Source organism: Candidatus Enterococcus wittei (genome assembly GCF_002140175.1).
Taxonomy (GTDB): domain Bacteria; phylum Bacillota; class Bacilli; order Lactobacillales; family Enterococcaceae; genus Enterococcus_B; species Enterococcus_B wittei.
In genome coordinates this window covers 701,638-707,617 of the sequence record NZ_NGMO01000001.1, presented here as the reverse complement: position 1 = coordinate 707,617, position 5,980 = coordinate 701,638, and the positions used below count along the sequence as shown (strand labels likewise).

Here is a 5,980-nt window from a genome sequence, read left to right as displayed (position 1 = left end):
TTTTAAATGCCAAAAATTTATGAAAGTGATACAAAAGCAAGCTATTCTATGTCTGTCTCTTATACACATCTAGATGTGTATGTTTAATTATTTAATTATCTTTTAATAATGAGAAAATCCTCACGTTTTAAATGCCAAAAATTTATGAAAGTGATTACAAAAGCAAGCTATTCTATGTATGTAAACAAAACGAAGGAGGCAACACAACATGGATAAACCGATTCACGTTTTCTCTGAGATAGGGAAGTTAAAGACAGTCTTATTAAAAAGACCTGGACAAGAAGTGGAAAATTTAACACCAGATATCATGGACCGTTTGTTGTTTGATGATATTCCGTATTTGCCAATTGCTCAGGCTGAACATGATAATTTTGCTAAAACACTTCAAAATGAAGGTGTTGAAACTTTATATCTAGAAAAATTAGCTGCTGAAGCAATTGATGCAGGCAATGTGAAAGAGCAATTTTTAAATAAAATGCTTGATGAATCACATATTGTATCTGATGCTGTCAGAGATGGTCTTCATGAGTTCCTTCTATCAATGGAAACACAAGAAATGGTAGATAAAATCATGGCAGGTGTCCGTACGAAAGATATCGAGGTAAAATCAAGAAGTCTATATGACCTTTCTGCAGATGATGATTACCCATTCTATATGGACCCAATGCCTAACTTATACTTCACAAGAGACCCTTCCGCATCAATGGGGAATGGGATGACCGTCAACAAGATGACCTTTGAAGCACGTCGTCGCGAATCAATGTTTACAGAATATATCTTAAAACATCATCCACGATTTGCGAACAAAGGGGTAGAAGTTTGGTTGGATCGTGAAAATCCTGACCATATCGAAGGTGGGGACGAACTGATCTTAAGTGATACAGTGGTTGCAGTTGGTATTTCTCAACGGACAAGTGCCAAAGCAATTGAAAAATTAGCGCGTAATCTATTTGCTAAAAATGCTGGCTTTGAAAAAGTCTTGGCGATCAAGATCCCTAATAACCGTGCGATGATGCATTTAGATACAGTATTCACTATGGTGGATCACGACAAATTTACGATTCATCCAGCCATTCAAAGTAAAGAAGGAAAAATGGATGTCTTTACGATTGAACAAGCAGGAGATGACATCAAGATTTCTCATTCAGATGATTTGCACGCATCTTTGAAATCTGCGTTAGGATTAGATGATCTTATCTTGATCCCTACAGGTAATGGCGATGCAATCGTTGCTCCTCGTGAACAATGGAATGATGGATCAAATACACTGGCAATTGCTCCAGGTGTGGTTGTCACTTATAACCGTAACTATGTTTCAAATGAATTATTAAGAAGCTACGGAATCAAAGTTCTTGAAATCACATCAAGTGAATTGTCACGCGGTCGTGGCGGCCCTCGTTGCATGAGCCAACCACTTGTACGTGAAGATTTAAAATAGGTTTTTACTGATGGCAGCTTAACTGTCAACTGCCATCAGATTTCCTCTAAATAAAATAGAAACGAAACTAAAGGAGAATAGTTAGTATGAAAAAATCTGTATTTCAAGGAAGAAGTTTATTAGCAGAAAAAGATTTTACAAAGGAAGAGTTACAATATTTGATCGACTTTTCTGAACACTTGAAAGATTTGAAAAAACGTGGCATTCCTCATCATTATTTAGAAGGTAAAAACATTGCGTTATTGTTTGAAAAAACATCTACTCGTACACGTGCAGCATTTACTACTGCCGCAATCGATCTTGGCGCACATCCTGAATATCTAGGTGCAAATGACATTCAATTAGGTAAGAAAGAATCAACTGAAGATACTGCCAAAGTATTAGGTCGTATGTTCGACGGAATCGAATTCCGTGGATTCAGCCAAAAAATGGTAGAAGAATTAGCAGAATACTCTGGTGTACCAGTATGGAATGGTTTAACTGATGAATGGCATCCAACACAAATGATTGCTGACTTCTTAACGATCCAAGAAAACTTTGGTCAAGTAGAAGGAATCACTATTGCTTACTGTGGTGATGGCCGTAACAACATGGCAAACTCATTATTGGTAACTGCTGCGATCTTAGGTGCTAACATGCGTATCGTTGCTCCAAAAGAATTACAACCAGAAGAAGAAATCGTTAAAATGGCTGAAGACTTTGCTGCAAAATCTGGTGCACAATTAATGATCACTGATGACGTAGACAAAGGGGTAGACGGCGTAGACGTACTTTACTCAGACGTATGGGTATCTATGGGTGAAGAAGACAAATTTGAAGAACGGATCAAATTGTTGAAACCTTACCAAATCAACATGGAAATGATCGAAAAAACACATAACACTGATCGATTGATCTTCTTGCACTGCTTACCAGCATTCCATGATACAGAAACAGTGTATGGCGAACAAATGAAAGAACGCTTTGGCATTACTGAAATGGAAGTAACAGATGAAGTCTTCCGCAGCAAATATGCACGTCAATTTGACCAAGCAGAAAACCGTATGCACTCAATCAAAGCGATCATGGCTGCAACACTAGGAAACTTATTCATTCCTCGTGTGTAAGTTGATCCTCGTTGATTCTTACAATTGAATGAAGCAGACGAGTCAGCGTTACGAACGTTCCTTATCGAACGCTGGCTTGTTTTGTCATCGACAAAAAGAGGGAATGACAAGCTCATTTCTCTTTAAAAAATCGAAAAGACAGTGTTCTAGAAATCGAGAAAAGATTAGAATTCTGAAAAGAAAGCGTTATCTTTAAGTTCTTTTGTTTTATTTCTAGCAAGGAACACTGATGAACCTATGAAAGGGAGAGAGACATGGCAAATCGAAAAGTAGTGGTTGCACTAGGCGGCAACGCAATTTTATCAACAGATGCAAGTGCGAAAGCACAACAAGATGCTTTGATGGAAACAGCAAAATACTTAGTGAAATTTATTGAACAAGGAGATGAATTGATCATCTCTCATGGTAATGGTCCGCAAGTAGGGAACTTGTTGATCCAACAACAAGCGGCTGATTCAGAGAAAACACCTGCGATGCCATTAGATACCTGTGTGGCAATGACAGAAGGCTCGATTGGCTATTGGTTACAAAATGCAATGGGCGAAGTATTGAAACAAAAAGGGATCGATAAAGATGTTGTTTCGTTAGTAACCCAAGTGATCGTGGATGAAAATGATCCGTCATTCAAACAACCAAGTAAACCAGTTGGACCTTTCTATACAGAAGAAGAAGCCAGTGAACAAATGAAGGCTGATCCATCTGTGACTTTCAAAGAAGATGCTGGACGTGGTTGGCGTAAAGTCGTAGCTTCACCAAAACCAATCTCTATCAAAGAAGCTCGTGTGATCGAAACACTAGTGGAACAAGGAGTCATCACGATTTCCGTTGGTGGAGGCGGGATTCCAGTGGTGGAAACAACTACTGGTCTTGAAGGTCGAGAAGCAGTGATCGACAAAGATTTTGCTTCTGAAAAATTAGCAGAAATCATCGGAGCCGATCTATTGATTGTTTTAACTGGTGTGGATAATGTGTATGTCAACTACCAAAAACCTGATCAAAAGAAACTAGAAACTGTCTCTGTTTCAGAAATGAAACAATATATCGAAGAAAAACAATTTGCTCCAGGAAGTATGTTGCCAAAAGTAGAAGCTGCGATTGCGTTTGTTGAAGCAAGACCAGAGGCAAAAGCAATCATCACTTCATTGGAAAATATTGAAAATCTTCTAGCTTCAGAAGAAGGAACAATCATTGTTGCTGACTAAATCGGCTGTTTTGTGACTGTTTCTTATAAAATAAGTGTATAAAATGTCCAGTTGGTGTTTATTCTCCTTTAGACCTTCTGGACATTTTATGATAAAACCCTAGCCAGTCCATTTTTTTTCTGCTATAATTCAATCAAGTTTAATATGTCTAACGTTTGCTGAACAAGAGAGTAGTTGGCTGTTCTCATTCAAAGCGAGTCTGGGTAGAGTGGAAGCCGGATGGATGGATGTCAATGAAGCGCACTTGGAGAATTCTGTCTTTGACAGACGGTTGTCAACCGATATCAGATGAAGCAGGTCCTGTGAACAGGACAATTGGAGTGGTACCGCGGGAAATCTCGTCTCTAGTGAATACATTATCGTATGTATTCGCTAGAGATTTTTTTGTTTTACAGCAAACATCATTTTTTAGGAGGAAATAGAATGAACAATAAAGAAATCGTTGCAAATGCATTATACGAAGTAGTAAAAGAAGAGTTGTCACTAGAACAAGTGGCCCAGTTACTTGAAAATCCTAAATCAGCCGATCATGGGGATGTCGCATTTCCGGCTTTTTCATTAGCAAAAATTTTCCGTAAAGCTCCACAACAAATTGCAGCGGATCTAGCTGAAAAAATCGATTCAACCAACTTCGAAAAAATCGAAGTAGTTGGACCTTACCTTAATTTCTTTATGAATAAAGAAGTGATCAGTCAAAAAATCTTGGCAACAGTTGTAAAAGAAAAAGAACACTATGGCGATAGCACGATTGGTAATCAAGGAACAGTTCCGATCGATATGTCTTCACCAAATATTGCAAAACCAATTTCTATGGGACATTTACGTTCTACAGTGATCGGTAACTCGATTGGTTTTATCATGGAAAAACTAGGATATCAACCTATTCGCATTAACCATTTAGGTGATTGGGGTACACAGTTTGGTAAATTGATCGTAGCATACAAAAAATGGGGATCAGAAGAAGCAGTCAAAGCTGAGCCAATCAATGAATTGCTACGTTTATATGTACACTTCCACGAAGAAGCAGAAACACACCCTGAACTGAATGATGAAGCACGTTCTTGGTTCAAACGTCTAGAAGAAGGCGATGAAGAAGCGATTCAATTATGGCAATGGTTCCGTGACGAATCAATGAAAGAATTCAATAAGATCTATGACTTGTTAGAAGTTCGTTTTGATTCATTGAATGGGGAAGCATTCTACAACGACAAAATGGATGAAATCGTTGAATTATTAGAAGAAAAACATTTACTGCAAGAAGATAAAGGAGCAGAAATCGTTGATTTGTCTGCTTATGATCTAAACCCAGCTTTGATCAAGAAATCAGATGGGGCAACATTATATATCACACGTGATTTAGCCGCTGCTTTATACCGCAAACGGACTTACAATTTCAAACAATCTTTATATGTCGTAGGTAATGAGCAAAGCTATCACTTCAAACAATTAAAAGCGGTCTTGAAAGAACTAGGCTTTGACTGGTCAGATGATATGCATCACATTCCATTTGGTTTGATCACACAAGGTGGGAAAAAATTATCAACACGTAAAGGAAAAATCGTTCTTTTAGAAGAAGTATTGAACGAAGCTATTGAATCTGCCAAAGAACAAATCGGCGAGAAAAACCCTGATTTGGAAAACAAAGATGTCGTAGCAAAACAAGTCGGTGTAGGAGCAGTTATCTTCCACGACTTGAAAAATGATCGTTTGAATACTTTCGACTTCAATTTAGAAGAAGTCGTACGTTTTGAAGGAGAAACAGGACCATACGTTCAATATACCCATGCTCGTGCAATGAGTCTATTAGACAAAGCAGGCTTTGTTCCATCCACAGAACAAACTTATGCACTAAATGATGAAAGCAGTTGGGAAGTCATCAAATTAGTACAAAAATATCCTGAAACAGTCCTACAAGCAGGCGAAAAATATGAACCATCAATCATTGCAAAACATGCAATCAAATTAGCCCAAGCATTCAATAAATACTATGCACATACGAAGATCCTAGCGGACGATGCACAAAAAGAATCACGACTAGCATTAGTTTATGCAGTAACAGTCTTACTAAAAGAAGACCTACGCCTATTAGGCCTACATGCACCAGAAAAAATGTAAGAAAAAGGTTGTGACACCAGCGTTTTGACCTGAGCAATAAGAAAGAATCTCAGAAAATAGCTTTCCATATTTTTTGAGATTCTGCCTTATTGCCGAAGGGCAGCTGGTGGAACACCGTG

At 38.1% G+C, this 5,980-nt stretch carries 4 protein-coding genes and 1 other annotated feature; all 4 genes read left to right on the top strand.

Annotated features, from left to right (window positions below):
* Positions 1-208 precede the first annotated feature (208 nt).
* The 4 genes from arcA to argS all read left to right on the top strand — a co-directional run bounded on the left by arcA (position 209) and on the right by argS (position 5,861).
* Positions 209-1,438 (top strand): arginine deiminase, encoded by a 1,230-nt coding sequence (arcA, locus tag A5844_RS02690; RefSeq protein ID WP_086283679.1) that lies wholly within the window; start codon positions 209-211, stop codon positions 1,436-1,438.
* Between the two features lie 86 nt (positions 1,439-1,524).
* Positions 1,525-2,544: an ornithine carbamoyltransferase gene (argF, locus tag A5844_RS02685; RefSeq protein WP_086283677.1), complete on the top strand. Its 1,020-nt coding sequence runs from the start codon at positions 1,525-1,527 to the stop codon at positions 2,542-2,544.
* Between the two features lie 254 nt (positions 2,545-2,798).
* Positions 2,799-3,746 carry a carbamate kinase gene (gene arcC, locus A5844_RS02680; protein WP_086283675.1) on the top strand — a complete coding sequence of 316 codons (948 nt, stop codon included), beginning with the start codon at positions 2,799-2,801 and terminating at the stop codon, positions 3,744-3,746.
* Between the two features lie 149 nt (positions 3,747-3,895).
* Positions 3,896-4,095, top strand: a binding site (T-box leader).
* Positions 4,096-4,169: 74 nt separating this feature from the next.
* Positions 4,170-5,861 carry an arginine--tRNA ligase gene (gene argS / locus A5844_RS02675; protein WP_086283673.1) on the top strand — a complete coding sequence of 564 codons (1,692 nt, stop codon included), beginning with the start codon at positions 4,170-4,172 and terminating at the stop codon, positions 5,859-5,861.
* The last annotated feature ends 119 nt before the right edge of the window (positions 5,862-5,980 follow it).

Coding starts and splice junctions, on each gene's coding strand:
- arcA (WP_086283679.1), top strand. CDS start 209: ATGGATAAACCGATTCACGTTTTCTCTGAGATAGGGAAGTTAAAGACA.
- argF (WP_086283677.1), top strand. CDS start 1,525: ATGAAAAAATCTGTATTTCAAGGAAGAAGTTTATTAGCAGAAAAAGAT.
- arcC (WP_086283675.1), top strand. CDS start 2,799: ATGGCAAATCGAAAAGTAGTGGTTGCACTAGGCGGCAACGCAATTTTA.
- argS (WP_086283673.1), top strand. CDS start 4,170: ATGAACAATAAAGAAATCGTTGCAAATGCATTATACGAAGTAGTAAAA.